Source organism: Myxococcus sp. CA051A, assembly GCF_013336705.1.
Taxonomy (GTDB): Bacteria; Myxococcota; Myxococcia; order Myxococcales; family Myxococcaceae; genus Myxococcus; species Myxococcus llanfairpwllgwyngyllgogerychwyrndrobwllllantysiliogogogochensis.
In genome coordinates this window covers 38,606-55,649 of sequence record NZ_JABUMS010000004.1, presented here as the reverse complement: position 1 = coordinate 55,649, position 17,044 = coordinate 38,606, and the positions used below count along the sequence as shown (strand labels likewise).

14 protein-coding genes are annotated in these 17,044 nt (G+C 70.3%); 8 read left to right on the top strand and 6 right to left on the bottom strand.

All coding sequences use genetic code 11. The features are described from left to right. Both HUA74_RS13790 and HUA74_RS13785 read right to left on the bottom strand, forming a co-directional pair. Positions 1–789, bottom strand: coding sequence for a methyltransferase domain-containing protein (locus tag HUA74_RS13790; protein ID WP_174454914.1), 789 nt, complete (start codon positions 787–789; stop codon positions 1–3). Then, complete coding sequence (locus HUA74_RS13785; protein ID WP_174454913.1) at positions 786–3,212, bottom strand: PilZ domain-containing protein; 2,427 nt, start codon at positions 3,210–3,212, stop codon at positions 786–788. Before HUA74_RS13785 ends, HUA74_RS13790 begins: the two co-directional genes overlap by 4 nt. A gap of 372 nt (positions 3,213–3,584) precedes the next feature. Here HUA74_RS13785 and nadA point away from each other — a divergent pair, with 372 nt between their 5' ends. The 3 genes from nadA to HUA74_RS13770 all read left to right on the top strand — a co-directional run bounded on the left by nadA (position 3,585) and on the right by HUA74_RS13770 (position 6,076). Then, positions 3,585–4,517 carry a quinolinate synthase NadA gene (nadA, locus tag HUA74_RS13780; protein WP_141647075.1) on the top strand — a complete coding sequence of 311 codons (933 nt, stop codon included), beginning with the start codon at positions 3,585–3,587 and terminating at the stop codon, positions 4,515–4,517. Positions 4,518–4,595: 78 nt separating this feature from the next. Beyond that, positions 4,596–5,201 carry a hypothetical protein gene (locus HUA74_RS13775; RefSeq protein ID WP_141647074.1) on the top strand — a complete coding sequence of 202 codons (606 nt, stop codon included), beginning with the start codon at positions 4,596–4,598 and terminating at the stop codon, positions 5,199–5,201. 62 nt (positions 5,202–5,263) lie between these two features. Beyond that, positions 5,264–6,076 carry a class I SAM-dependent methyltransferase gene (locus tag HUA74_RS13770; protein WP_174454912.1) on the top strand — a complete coding sequence of 271 codons (813 nt, stop codon included), beginning with the start codon at positions 5,264–5,266 and terminating at the stop codon, positions 6,074–6,076. Here HUA74_RS13770 and HUA74_RS13765 read toward each other — a convergent pair. Further along, positions 6,069–6,482: a metallothionein gene (locus tag HUA74_RS13765; RefSeq protein WP_174454911.1), complete on the bottom strand. Its 414-nt coding sequence runs from the start codon at positions 6,480–6,482 to the stop codon at positions 6,069–6,071. The two genes, HUA74_RS13770 and HUA74_RS13765, sit on opposite strands and share 8 nt — an antisense overlap. Positions 6,483–6,664: 182 nt before the next feature. On the opposite strand from HUA74_RS13765, the gene HUA74_RS13760 reads away from it, so the two are divergent. After that, positions 6,665–8,230, top strand: coding sequence for a hypothetical protein (locus tag HUA74_RS13760; protein WP_174454910.1), 1,566 nt, complete (start codon positions 6,665–6,667; stop codon positions 8,228–8,230). 87 nt (positions 8,231–8,317) lie between these two features. Then, a complete protein-coding gene (locus HUA74_RS13755) occupies positions 8,318–9,547 on the top strand; it encodes a hypothetical protein (protein ID WP_174454909.1) in 1,230 nt (409 codons plus the stop codon). A 31-nt stretch (positions 9,548–9,578) separates the two neighbouring features. Here the strand turns inward: HUA74_RS13755 and HUA74_RS13750 are convergent, their stop codons facing one another. From HUA74_RS13750 to HUA74_RS13740, 3 genes are all read right to left on the bottom strand, one after another. After that, on the bottom strand, positions 9,579–10,388 hold the full coding sequence (locus HUA74_RS13750) for a hypothetical protein (protein WP_141649457.1): 810 nt from the start codon (positions 10,386–10,388) through the stop codon (positions 9,579–9,581). Positions 10,389–10,544: 156 nt separating this feature from the next. Beyond that, positions 10,545–13,325 carry a protein kinase gene (locus HUA74_RS45585; protein WP_371745604.1) on the bottom strand — a complete coding sequence of 927 codons (2,781 nt, stop codon included), beginning with the start codon at positions 13,323–13,325 and terminating at the stop codon, positions 10,545–10,547. A 208-nt stretch (positions 13,326–13,533) separates the two neighbouring features. Then, complete coding sequence (locus tag HUA74_RS13740) at positions 13,534–14,598, bottom strand: hypothetical protein (RefSeq protein WP_174454908.1); 1,065 nt, start codon at positions 14,596–14,598, stop codon at positions 13,534–13,536. A 153-nt stretch (positions 14,599–14,751) separates the two neighbouring features. Between HUA74_RS13740 and HUA74_RS13735 the strand changes: the two genes are divergently transcribed. From HUA74_RS13735 to HUA74_RS13725, 3 genes are read left to right on the top strand one after another with little or no spacing between them, the layout of a single operon-like run. Further along, positions 14,752–15,570, top strand: a complete 819-nt coding sequence (locus HUA74_RS13735; RefSeq protein ID WP_174454907.1) for a glycerophosphodiester phosphodiesterase — start codon at positions 14,752–14,754, stop codon at positions 15,568–15,570. Between the two features lie 11 nt (positions 15,571–15,581). Next, complete coding sequence (locus HUA74_RS13730) at positions 15,582–16,346, top strand: deoxynucleoside kinase (protein ID WP_174454906.1); 765 nt, start codon at positions 15,582–15,584, stop codon at positions 16,344–16,346. Positions 16,347–16,397: 51 nt separating this feature from the next. After that, positions 16,398–16,916 (top strand): acyl-CoA thioesterase, encoded by a 519-nt coding sequence (locus HUA74_RS13725; RefSeq protein ID WP_141649209.1) that lies wholly within the window; start codon positions 16,398–16,400, stop codon positions 16,914–16,916. Positions 16,917–17,044 lie beyond the last annotated feature (128 nt).

Sequence of the window (17,044 nt, the reverse complement as noted above, 5' to 3'; positions counted from 1 at the left end):
TCAAGCACGCACTCCCTCGGTGACGACCAGCACCGAATACTTGAGCGTATCCGGATCTCGCAGCATCCGCAGGTAGGCCTGGCAGAACTCACCATAGGCGACCTCGGAGCCGAAGGCGGGCGTCACCACGGGAGCCAGCGCCGCGAAGCGCGTCTCCCAGTCCGCCAGGAAACGGTCATCCGCCGTGCCGGCGACGACATACTGGGGCGTCACGTGCACCCGGATGTCGCGCAGACCCGCCCGACGGAAGGACTGGAACAGCTTGCGCCCGACGAACAAATCGAACCCCTGGGAGGCGAGCCCCCGCTCGAAGCACCGCGCGCCCTCCTCCAGCCCCGCCGGGAGCGGCCAGTTGTTGAGGCCCTGACCGTCGATTTCGGACACCACGACGCGGCCACCCGGCCGGGTGACGCGGATGAGCTCCGCGAGCGCGGCGTCCCGGTCCGACAGGTACTCCAGCACGTACTGGCTCCAGGTGTAGTCGAACGCGGCGTCGGGCAGGCCCGTGCGGCGGATGTCTCCCCGGATGAAGCGCGCCTGGGGCAGCCCCGCGCAGCGCTGGATGGCCTCGGCCAGCCGCACGTCGCTCAGGTCCATGCCCAGGACGCTGCCCTCACCGCCGACGATGCGCGCCATGGTCCGAGAGATTCCACCCGGGCCACAGCCCGCATCCAGCGCCCGGGCCCCCGGCGTCAGCCCGGTGGCCAGTAGCAGCGCGCGGGCGTCGTCCGCCTGCTCCTGAAGGAGCAGCCGGCGCGTCTCCGCCTCGGACTCCATGATGTAGCTCAAGCCTTCCCCCGCGCCGCGCGGCCGCGCGCCCGCGCCTCTCCTCCCGTGCGCTGGACACGCTCGAAGATGGAACGGAACAGCTCCACCCACCGGCGCACCATGGAGCGGTGGAAGAACCACTCGGAGAAGCGGCCGTGGGACGTGAAGCCCGCGGCCTCCAGTGCCTTGAAGTCCTCGTCGGCCGCGAGCGCCACCACGGCGGAGCGTCCGTGCTCCCGGGCGTGCTCCTCGCAACGCTGGATGAGCGCGCGCACCGCGGCGGCCTCGTCCGGGTGCCCCGGCTCCAGCACCACGAACCAGAAGGCATTGGTCTTCTCGATGAGGTTGATGCCCGGGCTGCCCTCTTCCTGGAGCGCGATGGCCAGCGGGCCCGTCTCGCCATCCACGACGAAGACACGCCGGGCCCGGTGGAGCCCGTGGGCCGCGTAGCGCGACGACAGGGCCTCCAGCCGCATCTGGTCCGCCTGCAGGTCCTCGGCGAGCACGCGCACCACCTCGCCCCGCTCCCGCAGGAAGAACTCCAGGCGCGCGCAGTCGGCGTCGGACGCCTCGCGCACCGCGGGCAGCGAGCCCTGGGGCGAAGGCTCCGTGCCGTCCAGCTCCAGGCGCATGTACTGGAAGTGCCGCAGCCAGCTCAGCCCGTGGCTGTCCATGACGCGCAGCAACCACGTGCCGAGCCGGCTCGGCCACCGGTTGTCCTCGCGCCAGGAGAAGCGGATGAAGTCGATATCCTCGTGGGCCTCGCCCAGCTCGATGGCCAGCGCGGACAGCTCGTGGGCAATCTGGTCCTGCCGGTGGAAGCCCGGCCGCACCGCCAGGTGCTGCACCAGCCACGTGCGGGAGTGGATGCGCAGGCCCGCGACGTGCCCCTGCACGCCATCCGCGTCGTTGTAGACAAGCGAGCTGCCCAGCTCCCCGGACGCGCACAGCTGATGGTGCGTCCGCTCCAGGTCGTCGAGGTATCTGGCCTCGCCGCCGAAGGGGTAGTCCGGATGGAAGCCGTAGTGGGCCGCCTCCATCATCCGCCAGATGTCCTGGAACGGGAACCGTCCGCCGTCCGCCACCGTCTGGTTGCGCGAGGAGATGAAGGCGGAGAGGACCGCGTTGCGGACCGAGGGAGGAACCTCCAGGAACCGCACGCCGCAGCGGTACGGCCGCAGCGGGTTGTCCGCGCCCTCACCGGAGGACACCCCATCCACCGAGCGGACCTCCGCGCGACACGCCACCTCGCTGCCGTCGGGCAGCAGGAGCGACATGTCCAGCTGGGAGCCGGCGGGGAGGACTTCGCAGGAGGCGTCGATGGCGAAGGACAGGCCGCGGCTGCTCATGTCCAGCACGGAGCGCGTCATGCGCTTGCCGCTGAACGGCGCGCTGAAGGAGACGAGGAAGCGGTGGTCCGGTCCCGGGCGGAAGCGCTGCAGGCCCCGCCGGTTCTGCACCCCCAGGGTGCGCGGCACGCTCAGGGTGACGGCCCCCTCCCCTCGCTGCAGGACGCTGGTGACGCCCAGGTAGCTCTGCCCGCTCACCTCGAAGGAGAGGTTCAGCACGTCGCCGGCGGAGATGGGACAGCCGCCGACGTTGACACCCCTCAGCACCGAGCGGCCATCGACCAGGTCCACCAGGGGCGCCTCGAGGATGAACTGCACCGAGGGGGTGTCCGGGTAGTGCACCCACAGGGCGGAGCCCCGGCGGACCGCCTTGCGCAGGGCGGCCAGCACACTCACCGGGTCGCGCACCACGGCGAGGGGCGCCGCCGACGTCTCCTCCAGCGAGCCGCTCCAGGAGAGCCCCAGCCGCAGCGCGTGCTCCGCGCCATTGCGCACCGGACTGACGTGACGCACCAGGGCCCGGCGGGACTTCAGGACCCAGCGGCCCTCACGTTCGATGTGCAGGTCATCCAGCACGGCGCCGGGAAGGAAGGCGCCTACCGACGCATCCATGGGGACCTGGAGCGCGGCGCCGAAGTTGCCCACGTCCAGACAGCGCGCGGTGTAGCCCCGGCCCAGGAGCCGGAAGCCCGCTTCCATCCGCGAGTTGGGCGTGACGCGCGCGGAGGCGCGAAGCTGGAGGATGTTGGTGATGCGCCGGCCCAGCTCGGGGATGGTGAGACTGTCGTCCAGCGTATTGAAGACGTGCCCCTCCGCGGCCGTCTCCACGAGCTCCTCCAGTCCCTGGCGGTCCGACTGCGCGCACACGAAGACGCGCACGGCCTCCGGGGCGGCCCTGTCGACATGTCTCAGGAAACGCCGCGCGTTCTCCGGGGGCGCGATGATGAGGGTGGGCGCGGAGGACTCCATCCTCCGTGTGGCTTCGACCTGGGACTCCACCGCCACCACGCGGTGAATTCCCAGGACCTCGGCCAGCGCGGCGCGCCGGCCCTCGTTCGGATGCACAATCAGGACGTCCTGAGTGGGGACACTCATGCTCTCTCCTCGACGGGAAAGGCGTTCAGATGGAGAAGGGGCAGAGCCATCGTCTGCCCACGGGCCACAGGTCCGGTGCCGCCCCCTCTCCACCAGCCGATCGCGTGTTCTCGACCCCGAATGTGTGGCTTGTCCAAGCTTGACAGCAAGGCGACTGCCTCCCTCCGGGCCGACCCGGAGGATTGCGCGCAGTCTACCCTCTCCGCGCCGTCAGGTGATGCGACCATCCACCGCTCTTGCACGAAGGGGGACGGTGGCAGAGTCGACCCAGGGCGCGCCAGCGACAGGCGTCCGTCCGCCCGGCAGCCAACTTCCGACGAGGTGGCCTGGCACCGGCGGGCGAGTTAAATGTCGACCAGGCCAGGAGGGCCCATGAGCACCGAGGTGGATTACGCGCAGGAAATCCAGGAGCTCAAGCGTTCCATGAACGCTGTGATTCTTGCGCACTACTACCAGGAGAGCGAAGTCCAGGATGTCGCGGACTTCGTTGGAGACAGCCTCGCTTTGGCGCAGGCGGCGGAGCGCACGGAAGCGGACGTCATCGTCTTCTGCGGTGTGCACTTCATGGCGGAGACGGCCAAGATCCTGAATCCGACGCGGCAGGTCCTGCTGCCGGACCTGAAGGCGGGGTGTTCGCTGTCGGACCGGTGCCCGCCCGCGGCCTTCAAGGTTTTCAAGGAGAAGCACCCGGGCGCCTTCGTGGTGAGCTACGTCAACAGCTCCGCGGCGGTGAAGGCGATGAGCGACGTCATCTGCACGTCCTCGAACGCGGTGAAGATCGTGAACCAGGTGCCCAGGGACCGGCAGATCCTCTTCGCCCCGGACCAGCACCTGGGACGCCACGTCATGAAACAGACCGGCCGGGACATGGTGCTGTGGCCGGGCAGCTGCATCGTCCACGAAATCTTCAGCGAGAAGAAGCTGGTGGGGCTCAAGGTCGAGCATCCGGACGCGGAGGTCGTCGCCCATCCGGAGTGTGAGCAGGCGGTGCTGCGGCACGCGGACTTCATCGGCTCCACGAAGGGGCTGTTGGATTACGTGCTCAAGAGCCCGAAGCAGAAGTTCATCGTCGTGACGGAGGCGGGCATCCTCCATCAGATGAAGAAGGGCGCGCCCCAGAAGACCTTCATCCCCGCGCCCCCCGACAACGGCTGCGCGTGCAACGAGTGCCCGTACATGCGGCTCAACACGCTGGAGAAGCTCTGGAAGTGCATGAAGGAGCGGACCCCGGAGCTGACCATGCGGGAGGACCTGCGCGAGGCGGCCCGGGCGCCGTTGCAGCTCATGCTGGAGTGGTCCAGATAGAGCGGAATCTGTCGTCACAGCGGACATTTGCCAACTCGCGTCTTGCGCCGGAAAGGCCGGGGTGCAATGGAGCCATCCGTGGCCTTCCGATTTCTCGCAGTCCCGTCGCACCGGCTGGTGAATCACCCCCAGTCGCTGCCGGTTGATGAGCGCCTCGAGCCGGACCTCCCCCCGGTCCATGAGGCGGTGGAGCGTGCCCTGGCGGGCGCCGAGTTCCGCGATGTCCGCGCCAAGGACCGCATGCGCGCCCTGCTCCAGGGGGACCGACCTCCCACGCTGGGTTCCCCCGAGGCGGGGTTCGGTCCGTCGGCCGTCTTCGCCCAGCCGCCCCAGGACCTGCCCGCGCTGCTCAGGCTCGCGGACGAGCTGGAGAGCCTGGCCCGTCGCGAGGCCGGCGAGCGCGCGCTGGTGTGGAAGTGCGGCGACTGTGGTGCCCGGTACGCGGTGCCCGTGGCGCTGGTGCGGCAGGTGTCCATCCGCTGCGAGCGGTGTGGGACGCCGGTGGAGCTCAACGCCACCCGCAGCCTGGGCGAGGAAGCCCTCATCGACCCGTTCCAGGGCGCGGTGAACCACAGCCGCAAGGAGCTGGCGGTGTTCTTCCGCGAAGCCATGGCCCGGGGCTGGCCCGTCCTGGTGGCCGAGGACAAGCGGGTGGCGGCGGCCCCGAGCGGCCCGTCCGCCTGAAGCGGTCCGCGGCATACAAAGCGGTTCTCGCGCCGGACGGGGGACGGTAGCCTCCGCCGCTCATGCGGCACGCGCTCGTCCAGCTCCTTCGTTGCCCTCGCTGCCGCAGAGGCGCCCTCCGTCCCGAGGCGCCCACGCCGGTGTTGATGTTCGGCCCCCTGCGCTGCCCGGAGTGCCGCGCCAGCTATCCGGTGGCCGAGGGCGTCGCTGACCTCGTGCTGGAGCATGGCTCCGCCGGAGGACTGCAGCGGGGCCTGGAGAGTCGCTGGGTGGCGCGCTCCTACGAGCGTCATGTGCGCCCCGCGCTCCAGCGCGCCCTCTTGCGCCAGCCGCTCGACACGGACAGCGAGTACCTCCTCTACCGCAGCCTGCTGGGCACGCCCGACGGACCGGTGCTGGACCTGGGCTGCGGCACGGGCCTGGTGGCGAGGCGGCTCGCGCGAGAGCCGGCCTTTCCCCTCGTCGCGGGCCAGGACCTGTCCCCCGCCATGCTGGAAGAAGGCGTGGCCCAGGCACGCGAGGCGGGCGCCACGGTGGACTTCCTCCGGGCACAGGCCCCCGCGCTCCCCTTCCTCGACGGCACGCTCGGCGCGGTGTTGATGGCCGACTCGCTGCATTACCTGGAAGACCTGGGCCGACTGATGCTGGAAGTGGCGCGGGTGCTGCGTCCGGGGGGCCGCTGGGTGGCGAGCACCTATGCGCCGCCGGGCTCCGCGTCCGGATTCCTGCACCGCCGCGTGGGCCTTCACCCTCGGGCGGAGGCGACATTGCGCGCGGCGACCAGCGCGGCGGGACTGGTGCGCTTCGAGCGCGTGGCCCTGCCGCCGCTGCTGGTGCTCAAGGCGGAGAAGGGCTCCGCCGAGTCGCTCAGATGAAGATGCCGGCGGAGGCGTCGTAGCGACGGGCCTCGTCCAGCTTCAGCTCGGCGGGACGGCCGCGCAGCGCGTCCATCACCTGCCGCTTGGGCTTCTGGCACTTGGAGCACTCGCACGAGCCCTTCTTGCAGGTGCAGTCCGCCTTGCTGCCACACTGGCACTTGGCGGCCATCAGCGAGTCGAGCGCGTCCAGTGGACGGTCCACCTCACCGCCCGTGGGCCGCGCCTTCTCGGGGGCGGGAGCCGCCTCCGAAGAGGCGCTGTCGGGCGACGGCTTCTGGGCCTCCGCCGACTTCTCCCGTGCCGCCTGGGCGTGGGCCTCACAGGCGCTCGCCGCGCGGGGAGCGAGCAGCAGCAGACCGCTGGCCAGCAGCCCCGCGGCCACCATCGTCGCGTTGCGTGTCATGTGCATGCTCTCCTTCGGGAGACTCTCGGCCTCGGCTCCCGTCCATCGGCGCCTATAGCGCAGCCCCCGTCGACTGCCAAGGTCGACGGCCATACCTTTGTCTACCCCGACGCGCTGCTCCAGACGCCCCGCGTCGGTTGCTCGCCGGGCAGGAAAGCGGCGCATACAGTCCGGCACCTCTCGTGACGAACCCCAACGCTCGCTTTATTCACATCGCCGCCCTGGTGCTGGGCGCACTGCCCCTCTGGGTTTCGCGCCACCTGCCCATGGTGGACCTGCCGCAGCACCTGTACCTCATCTCCGTGCTGCACCGGCTGGATGACCCGAGCACGTTGTACCCCCAGCTGTTCGAGGCACGACACGCGCTGACGCCCTATCTGGGCTACTACTACCTGGTCAGCGCGCTGAACTGGGTGTTGCCGCTGGACCTGGCCAACCGCGTCTTCCTCACCGCGTACGTGGTGGGCCTGCCGCTGAGCCTGGGCTTCCTGCTGCGCTCGCTGGGCCGGCCCACGTGGCCCGCGCTGCTCGCCCTGCCCTTCGCGTACGGCGACAGCTTCGGTTGGGGCTTCATCAACTACTGCGCGGCCCTGCCGCTGACGCTGTTGTGCTGCGGCTTCTTCGTGCGGGCGCTGGAGGACGTGCCCCGGCGACGAGGCTGGACGGCGGCGCTGGCGGTCTGCCTCGTCACGGTGCTGCTGTTCCATGTCCAGGCCTTCGGGTTCCTCGCGCTCGGGCTGCCCTGGCTGCTGCTCACCACCGCCGTGCCTGAGGACGCCACCGCTCGTGGACTCGCGCAGCGGCTGCGGCCCCGCGTGCCGGCCTTGCTGGGCGTGGTGCCGGGCGTGGCGTTGTTCCTGGGCTGGGTGGTGCTGCGCTTCGGCGAGCCGCCGGACATCCAGCCCGGCGCGCCCTGGAAGGCGTGGGGCCCGACGTTCTCCCCGCAGAACCTGGGCTGGAAGAGCTTCGCGCAGAACCGCGCGGAGCTGTTCGACGTGCTCGCCAACACGCTGCGCGACGGCTCGGACCGGTGGGCGATGTACGCGGTGGGCGCGGTGGCGCTCGCGGGCTGGGTGGCGGCGCTCGTGCGTCCGGGGCCCACGGGCACACAAGGTCCGGTGGCACGCGCGCGGCTGCTGGGGCTGGGGGTGCTGGCGCTCGCGCTCTACTTCCTGCTGCCGTTCGATATCCGCGGCTACGTCTACTACCTCAACACGCGCTACGCGCACCTGGCCGCCGCGCTGCTGGTGGCCACCGCGCCCGCGACGATTCCGGAGTGGCGGCTGCCCCTCAAGTGGGCCGCCGCGGCCTGCACGCTGGTGCTGGCCTTCACGCTGGGCCGGGGCTTCCGAGCCTTCTCCCGCGAGGCGACGGAGTGGGAGGGACTGGTGGCGGCCACCGCCCAGAGGCCTCGCGTCATGGGCCTCATCTACGACCCGGGCTCGCGCGTGGTGCGCTTCCCCGTGTTCATCCACTCCGCGGCGGTGCTGGCCCGCGAGCGCGGAGGCGTGCCGAACTTCACGTTTGCCTCCACGCCGCACTCTCCGCTGCGCTATCGCGACGAGGTGCCGCCCACCTTCCCGTCCGAGTGGCGCCCGCAGGACGTGGACCTGGACACGCAGGGGGCCTGGTACGACACCTTCGTGGTGCGCGGCGTCCACCCCTCGCAGGTGTTCGGCGCGCGACTCCAGACGGAGCTGACGGTGGTGGGCCAGTCGGGCCGAAGCTGGCTGGTGCGCCGCCGCTGAAGCCGCGCCGCGCACGAATGTGGGCCAGTGGGCGGCGTGCCGGCCCGAGCGATGCCCGGGACCCGCTTCGCGCGTTACAAGGCCCGCATGAAATCCTCCGCCCTGGACCCTCGCTCCCTGCTGGACGCGCTGCGCGCCGGCACCTCGCTGCCTGACCTCCCCGTCCAGGCGGTGGAGTCCGCGCGGGCGCTCGCGAAGGACCTGGGCACCGCGACGCCGGCCTCCGTGGAAGCCCTCCCGGAGCCCCTCGCCGCCGCGCTCCTCGAGGCCGCCGTGCTCAACGGCCAGGTCGCGCTGCCCGAGGCCCTGTCCGCCTCGGCGGTGAAGCCCCTGGCCAAGCTCGCCAAGAAGGCGCTGTACCGGTTGCGCTCACGCGGCGTCGCCATCGCCGAGCCCCCTCGCACGGCGCCCCCGGAGGCCCCTCGGCCCTCCCCCTCCCCCGAGGCGCTCCCGGCCCTGGCCAGCACGGTGACGGGCCGAGGTGAGCGGGCCCTCGTCATGGGCCGCGTGCTGCGCGCGGGTGGCATCGAGATGGTCCAGGCCCTCATCTCCGACGAGGAGGGCGTCCTCCAGTTGCAGCTCCAGGAGGCGAGCCGGAGCATCTGGCGCCGCATCCTCAAGGACGGACTGGAGCAGGGCGGCACGGTGGAGCTGCCCCAGCACGAGGCGGCGGCCCTGCTGGCCGAGGCCGCCGGCCTCAATCTGCGCGCCCACACGCCCTTTCCCGAGGGGCTCGATGTCGCGCTGCGCCACTTCGGCGTGCAGCCCCAGCTCGAGCCCACCACCCTCCCCCCGCCCGAGCCGGAGGACGTCCGCCACGCGCTCGACGGAGACCTGCTGCACGAGACACCGGAGCTGGCAGCGTGGCTCCCACCGGAGTCCATCACCAGGCGCCTGCTCGCGAAGTTGGACGAGGTGGTGGTCAGCCCCCTGGCGCTCAGCGACGTACAGCGCCAGGACCAGCTCCAGGGCGCGGTGCGCACGGTGACGCAGGAGTACTTCACCCCCGACATGTCCCGTCGCTACGCCCTGCGGCTGTGGAGAATGGCGGACTTCTTCGAGCGGACCGGGAGGAAGCGCGAGGCCGAAGTCGCCCGGGGCGAGGCACGGCGCCTCTTCCACGGCGCCACGCAGCCCTTCTCCCGCTTCGCCGAGCATCTCTTCGAGAAGGTGGTTGGTCTGGTCGCCGCCGCCGGAGCCCGCGAAGAGGCCGCCGCCCGGCGAGCTGGGGGGGCCCCTGGCGCCAGTGCGCCCTCGCCCGCGGAGGCCGCCCCCACCCAGGAGCGGCGCAGCCCCGGCGGCCTCATCCTCCCCTGAGCCCTGGGGAGGATGGGCCCTGCCGAGTCCTTCAGTCCGGCGAGACGCGGGCGCGCAGCAGCAGGTCCAGGTTCTCCTGCTCCCAGGCCTGGGCCCGCGTGTAGTCGTGGAAGCGCTTCTCGTGCTCGATGAGCTCCGGCGGGTGGATGCACCGCCGCCCGTCGTCGCCCTTCCTCGTCCGGTAGATGTGGTGGAGCATCTCGTGGAAGACAATCCACTCCACGAAGTAGCGGGGCACCACCGGCTGGTCCAACGCCGGATGGATGCGGATGACCTTGGAGTCCGCCGAGTAGGAGCCCATCTTGATGCTCTTGCGGGGCCCCTTCACCCGAGGCGCCGGGCCGTAGGTGATGGCCGCATCGATGCGACGGGTGCTGAAGTACCGCTCGTTGAGCCGTTCGAAGATGCGCTCCAGGTCGTGGTGCTGACCCAGGGGCTCCAGCCGGATGCGCTTGCGCATCTGCGCCGGAGACAGCCGCCGGATGTACATCTTGTTGCGCTCGATGTAGCGGTCCAACAGCGTGCTCGCCTCCGGGTCCCCTTTGCGCACGAAGCTGGCCAGGGCCTGCACGACGTCATCCGGCGCCGCCAGGAACATGTGGTGCAGCCGCAGCCGCCACATCGCCCGGTGACGTTGGAAGGTCAGCATCGTGTGCGTGTTGTCGTGGACCTCCACCGCCACCTTCGCGCGTAAGCGCGTGCGGAGGCGGCGTTCGAGCACGCGTCTCCAAACCTTCACGAGCCGGTTCGGTTCTGGTGCGACAGGCTGCTGTCGCACTACCCGTCCGGCCGTGTAACTCCTCTTCGTCACGATGTTTTTCTGCTTCTTGAGGCGCGCCATGGAGCGCCGGATTCTACGGCCCCGTCTGACATGCGCAATGCGCGCGCGCCTCGGAAAAGCTAGGAAATCCAACGACTTAAGGGCACTCAAGCCCACCCAGTCCCACTTGTCCGATTCGGGGGGAGCACGGCCCATACGGGCAAGTGCCCGTCCGGACTAGCGCCGGACCTTGCAGGGGACCTGGAGCACGAGCGGCCCCGGGGTCGCCTGCTCGATGAGGTAGGGTATTGCCCCCCGAGGTGCGCGTCGTCCGGGGCAGTCGTAGGCCACCTTGATGGGGCCGGGCGGCAGGGCCAGGAGCCGGTTGACGGGCAGCCGCTCGCCCCCCTCCTGGCGAAGGATGGTCTTCGCCGGGGCCTCGAACCGCACCTCGACCAGGGAGAGAGCTGGCGGAGGAAGGCCGGAACCGCCGTTCGCCGAGCCGCCGGGAGCCGCCACCACTGCCGGGTCCGGAGTCGAGGGCACGGGCGACGGAGGGGCGGCCGCCTCGGGGGCGGTCGGCGTCGGCGCGGGTGGAGGGGCCACGGTTGGGGGCGCGGCATTCACGGCGGGAGGCGGCGTATTGGCCCGCACCGGAGCCGACGGCCGTACCTGCTGTTCCTCCAGCGCCCTCCGGGAGAGGTCCTGAGACGACATCGGCACGGGGCTCCGGAGCCGGCCGTAGAGCACCCAGAGCAACATGGCCCCCAGCGCCAGCAGCAGGAGTCCGCCGACGATGGCCAGCAGGAGCCCTCGCGGATTCGTGCGTCCGGTGGTCGCGCGCGTGTCGGGGTAGTCGTAGCCGGCGTACCCGGCGGTGGACTCGTCGTCCTCGCCGTCGTCGCGGAGCGAAGCCGTGGGATTCGTGTGCGCCGCCGACATGCTGGAGTCGGTGTGGAAGTTCTCGTCCTCGTCGCCCACGGCCTTGCCACCCCGGGACGCGGGCATCTGCGGCCGGGAGGCATGGCGGTGGCTCACCGTCGCCGGGGTGATGGAGACGGACTGGGACGCCTCCACGTCCACCGACGACATGCGCCGCATGGGCGTGGTGAGCGACGCCTCCACGTCCACGGACGACATGCGCCGCATGGGCGTGGTGAGCGACACCGACTGCGAGGACTCCTCGTCCAGCGGCGACATGCGTCGCATGGGCGTGGTGAGCGACACCGACGCCTCCACGTCCAGGATGGACTGACGCCGGATGGGCATCGTCATGTCGCCGGAGGCCTCGCCCATGTCGAAGTCTCGGGGGTCCTGCGGCACGGGCGTCGGGGCCCGGCGGGGCGGCGCGGCGGCGGGCGTCGGTGGAGTCGACACGCGACGGGAGCGGGTCTCCACCGGCGAGGGCGTCTTGGCGACGGGCGCTTCCGCGAAGCCGGCCGCGCGGGGCGACGGCAGCGGCTCCAGCGGAGCGACGGCGCGCGGCGGCTCGGAGGGGGACATGCCCGAGCGGCGCGGCGGGGTCGGCGGCGCGGTGAGGGGCTCCACCGCCGACAGCGACCGAGGCGTGGGAGGGAACTCCGATTGGGTGCTGGAGCGGCGCACCGGCGGGCCCGGAGGCGGCGTGACAGGCGCGCGGCCCCGCCCCCGCTGCGGAATGGTGGACTCTCCGTCCCCCATGTCCTCTTCATCCGGGTCCTGCAGCTCCGACGGCACCACGTATCCGGTGGGCGCGGTCCGGATTGCGGTGGACATGTCCTCGTCCGCGTCCTCATGGGCACCACGATGCCCGGTGGGCAGCTCGCGTGGGCGCGCCATCTGCGTCGCCGGCTCCGGCTCGTCCGCGTAGCGCGCGGCCGGAACGGCCTCGGCGGAGACTCGACGGGGAGTGGGACGCGCGGTGAGCCCGGGCACCGCCGTCACGGCCCCGGGCGACGGCTCCGCCATGGGCGTGGTGGACGACAACGTCGGCGCGGTGACCTCCAGCGGGGCCAGCCTGGACGGCGCCTGCATCAGCCGGTTCCCCGCCAGGGGAACGGTGGCCTGGGTGCGTCCCACCGGCCTCGCCATGGGGATGTGGAGGATGGTGCGCTCCTCCTCCTCCCCCATCAGCCGGGCGATGTATTCGGACACGTCCAGGCTCTGCTGCAGCTCGCCCGAGTCGAGGAACGCCTCCAGCTCCTCGTGCACCACCGCGGCGCGCGGGTAGCGCAGGTTGCGGTCCTTCGTCAGGCACCGCATGACGATGCGCGACAGCTCCAGCGGATAGTCGGGACGCAACAGGTGCGGCGCCGTCGGGTCGTCGAAGCGGATGGCGTAGAGAATCCCCTCCGTCGTCGGCTTGGCGAAGGGCTGCTTGCCGGTGGTGATTTCGTACAGCATGGTCCCCAGCGCGAAGATGTCCGCGCGGTGGTCCAACCGCTCCTGCGACACCTGCTCCGGCGCCAGGTAGAGGAACTTGCCCTTGATGACGCCCGGCTTGCTGCGCTCCATGAACGCGCCGGCCTTGGCGATGCCGAAGTCGACCAGCTTGACGCGCCCGTCATAGCCAATCATCACGTTCTGCGGACTGACGTCCCGGTGGATGAGCTCCAGCGGACGGCCATCCACGCCCCGGCTCTGGTGCGCGTAGTCCAGCCCCGCCGCCACCAGCGAGCAGATGCGCGCCGCCACGCCGCAGGGGACCGTGGCGCCGAACTTCAGCTCCTCCGCCATCACCCGGCGAAGGTCCACGCCCTCCACGTACTCCATGGCGATGAAGATGTTGTCGCCCTCCTTCCCCAGCTCGTGCACCTGCACGATGTTGGGGTGGCTGAGCTGCGCGGCGATGCGCGCCTCGTCCAGGAACATCTGAACGAACTCGGGCTCCTCCGACAGGTACGGGAGGATGCGCTTGAGGACGACCAGCTCCGGATCCGGCGGACGGTGCGCCAGGAACAGCTCCGCCATCCCACCCACGGCGAGCCGCTTGATCAGCAGGTACTGTCCGAACGGGATGGCCGTCTGGGGGGAGTTCACGGAGGGAACAAGGCGTCTGACAGGGTGGGACAGGTTGGACTTTTCCCGAGCTTACCCACAATCAAACGGTTGGGGGAGCCGGGGGCCCACATCGACAGGTAGCGGACACCGACCTGGGGGTCGCGTCCAAAAAGAAACCGCCCCTCCCGACACGGGCGAGGGGCGGCGAAATCAGCGGATCATCCCGGAAGGGATGATGGGCCTGGAACTACGGCGCCGCGACCGTGCCGACCATGTCCGGGTCGCACGTCATGGGGTACAGCACGTAGGTGTAGTCGTTCTGCGTGCCAGGGATGACGCCGTCGCCGTAGGTGTTGCAGGTGAAGCGGGGGGGGCCACCGTCGGTGGACGTCGTGCCGCCGTCCGTGCAGGGCGTGTTGGTGAAGGTCTCCCAGACGCCGTGGATGCCGTTGGGGAAGGTCACCGTGCCACCGTCGTCGGCCGTCGCGCGCAGGTCGCAGGCCTGGTACGTCTTGTAGCTGGCCACCAGCACGCCGCCGGTCACCTCGAAGCCCACGTAGTTGTGGTTCTCCGGATCATTCGGGTACTGCCGCAGGGCCGTGGGCTTGGCGTTGGTGAGGGTGAGGGGGCCCGGGATGTGGACGCGGGAACCGGCGAACTCGGGGTTGGGCTTCGTGCTGCCGCCCTCGGAGTTGCCGAAGTTAGCCGGGGCCGCGTTGTCCGGCAGGATCTGGCCGGAGCCGCGCTTGGTGATGGAGAGCTTGCCCCTGACGCCCGCGACGTTGAGCTGGAAGTCGCTCTTGATGACCGGGCGGTACGCGTCACGCCCGGCGGGTACGTTGTCGTCGCCATTCGGGTAGAAGCGGCGGAAGAAGCCGGTGATGGTCAACACGTCGCCCACCACGGGCTCGTAGTTCATGACGAGGTCGGTGTAGAACTTGTCGATGTAGATGCCTTCCGTCGGGAAGCAGGGGTTCACCACCCAGAAGCGGGCGATGAAGTCACCCGAGGTGCCGCGGGAGACATTGCTCACCGCCGTCACCACCACGTTGTCCAGGGTGACCGACTCGCCACGCTCACCAGCGGTGCGCAGGTTGCCGATGGGGCCCATGCCGTTGACGGGCGCGGGACAGTTCTGCGTGGGGCCGCCGTCCGTGCCAGCGTCCGTGCCAGCATCGCCGCACGTGCCTGAACAGCCCGGGCCGGAGTCAGGATTGTCGTCGCCATCGTCACGACCGGAACAGCCCGCCACCGAAGCCAATACCGCCGCGGTGATCAGCGCTGCCGCGCCAAGAGTCTTGCGCAGTTGCATGTCTCGTATCTCCATTTCTTGTCGCGGCGTCCCAAGGGTTGAAGTCGACGCCAGTCGGTCCGAGGATGTCGGCCTTATACCGGCGGCCCGCGGGGGCCGGCAAGGAAGCCACTCCCGCCAGGCCGGTGACACCTTCGTGAAATCGAGGAAGCCATGAACGCCCTCCCCGCCTTCCTCCGAGGACTGCGGCCCACGCTGCACATCTCGCACCGCGGCGGCGCGTCACTCGCCCCAGAGAACACGATGGAAGCCTTCCGTCAGGCGGTGGAGCGCTTCCACACGGACATGCTGGAGCTCGACGTCCACGTGACGCGGGACGGCGAAGTCATCGTGGCGCACGACGACACACTGGAGCGTTGCACGGATGGCTTCGGGCCCCTTGCGGGGCAGACACTGTCGGAGCTGAAGAAGCTGGATGCGGGGTATGGATTCACCCCGGATGAGGGCCGGACATTTCCCTTCCGGGGCCAGGGCGTGCGCATCCCCACACTGAGAGAGGTGCTGCGCGCCTTTCCGGCGCTGCGCCTCAACGTGGAGTTGAAGCCAGACGTGCCCGGACACGAGGAGGTCTTCGCGCGGCTGCTGGAGGACGAAGGCGCGGTGGAGCGCGTGTGCATGGGCAGCGAGCAGGACGCGGTGGGCGAGCGGCTGGTCGCCCGGTTGCCCCACGCGTGTCACTTCTACCCCCGCGACGCGCTGGCCGCGCTCGTCATCGCGCTGCGCGGCGGAGAGCCGCCGCCGGAGGACCCGCGCTTCACCGTGCTCGACATGCCGCTGTACTTCGGCGAGGTGCGGCTGGTGGACGCGGACTTCCTGCGCGACTGCGCGGCGCGCGGCAAGTGGGTCAACGTCTGGACGGTGGATGACCCGGACGAGATGCAGCGGCTGCTGGAAGAAGGGGTCGGCGGAATCATGACCGACCGACCGGACCTGCTGAGGCAGCGAATGGACGACCTTACCAAGCCGGGTTAAGCCCCGGTTCCATGCCTCGTACCACCTCGCGCTCGCGCCCGTCCCCCTCTCCGGCCGCCGCCCCGAAGCCTCCCACCGAAGCCCGTCGGAGCGAGGCCGCTGCCCCCCGTGCGAAGAACGCGGTGAAGGAGAAGCCGAAGGTGAAGGCCCCCAAGGGGCGGCGCTTCGTGGCGCTCTCCGGCAACATCGGCGCGGGCAAGACGACGGCGGCGAAGATGCTCAGCCAGAGCTTCGGCTACGAGCTGTTCGACGAGCCCGTCATCGATAACCGCTTCCTGCGCGACTACTACTCGGACATGTCGCGCTGGTCCTTCACGCTCCAACTCGAGTTCCTCATCCGTCGCGTGGAGCACCACGAGCTCATCCACTCGTACCGCCGCAGCTGCGTGCAGGACCGCACGCTGTACGAGGACCCGGAGATTTTCGCCAAGTACCTGCACGGCCTGGGGCACCTGACGAACGCGGAGCTGGACCTCTACTACGAGTACTTCCAGCGCCTGTCGCGCCACATCATCCGCCCGGACAAGGTCATCTGCTTCGAGGTCGGCAGCGTGGACGTGTTGTTGGAGCGCATCCGCACCCGCGGCCGCGAGGAAGAGAAGGGCATCCGCCCGCAGTTCCTCCGAGGCCTCAACGGCTACTACGCGTCCTTCCCCCAGGTGCTCCAGGAGAAGTACGGCGTGGAGTGCCTGGTGATGGATGTGTCCCGCCAGGACATCCGCCGGGGCCGGGGCCGTGAGGAGTTCCTGGACCGCGTCTCCACCTTCCTGGCATGAGGCACGGGGGGCCACGCATGCGCCCCCCAGTCCCTGCATGGAAGGTGTGAGATGTCGGACATGACGCCCAAGCGAGCCAAGGACACGGAGGTGGTGATGACCCAACTCATCCTGCCTCCGGACGCCAACAACCTGAACGCGGCGTTCGGCGGGAAGGTGATGGAGTGGATCGACATCTGCGGCGCGGTGGCCGCCCAGCGTCACTGCCGGCAAGTCGTGGTGACGGCGTCCATGGATGACCTGCACTTCCACGCGCCCATCAAGGTCGGCTGGATTGCGCTCTTGCACTCGCGCGTGCTGGCCGCCTTCCGCACCTCCATGGAAGTGGGCGTGACGGTGCACGCGGAGAATCCCCTCACCGGCGAGCGCACGCTCACCACCAGCGCGCTCCTGACTTTCGTGGCCATCGACAAGGACGGCAGCCGCGTCCCGGTGCCGCCGCTGCTGATGGAGACGGACACCGAGCGCGAGTCGTTCCGGGAGGCCGAGGCGCGACGCGCCCAGCGCCTGGCGCGGCAGAAGGAAAACCAGTCCTGGTTGAAGGTGATGCAGCCCATCGCCGGGGCCTGAGCAGGCCCGCTCGGAACGGGAAAGCACGAGGGCGGGCAGCACACCCACCCTCGTGTCGGCTCGCGAGCACCCGCCCACGCCTCAGGAAGCGTGGACCGTCGCGAGCCACGTCACGCCACGACGGGAAC